Genomic DNA, 599 nt, shown 5'->3' with positions numbered 1-599 from the left:
CCGGTCTATGGCTCACGAAGGATGTCAGCCTATCTCAATCGCTTGGGCCACGCAGTGAGCCGCAAGCGCGTCCAGCGATTGATGCGCGGGATGGGACTACAGGCTATTTATCCGAAGCCATGCACTAGCCGGCCAGGTACAGGACATCGGATCTATCCTTACTTGCTGCGGGGGCGAGTCATCGACCGCCCCAATCAGGTATGGGCGACCGATATCACCTATATTCCTTTGGCGCGCGGGTTCATGTACCTGGTGGCCATCATGGACTGGCACAGCCGTCGCGTGTTGGCCTGGCGGGTCTCCAACACCCTGGATACGGACTTCTGTATCGATGCTTTGGAGGAAGCCCTGGCGTGTTATGGAAAGCCCGAGATATTCAATACAGATCAAGGCTGTCAGTTCACCAGCCAGTCGTTCACCGAAGTTCTGGAAGCCCATGATGTCCGGATCAGCATGGACGGCAAGGGATGCTATCAGGACAACATATTCGTGGAACGACTCTGGCGCAGTGTGAAGTATGAGTGCGTTTATCTGAAGGCTTTCGAGAGCGGCGCCCACTTGCGAGGGGATCTGAAGCGTTACTTCGCTTGGTACAACAC

At 55.9% G+C, this 599-nt stretch carries 1 protein-coding gene; it reads left to right on the top strand.

All coding sequences use genetic code 11. The annotated features are described in order from the left end of the window. The coding region (locus IZU87_RS17325) for an IS3 family transposase (RefSeq protein ID WP_213115373.1) at nucleotides 1–599 on the top strand (599 nt) is incomplete at both ends.

Source organism: Cobetia sp. MC34, assembly GCF_018340035.1.
Lineage (GTDB): Bacteria > Pseudomonadota > Gammaproteobacteria > Pseudomonadales > Halomonadaceae > Cobetia > Cobetia amphilecti.
This window is presented reverse-complemented; position numbering and strand designations above follow the sequence as displayed.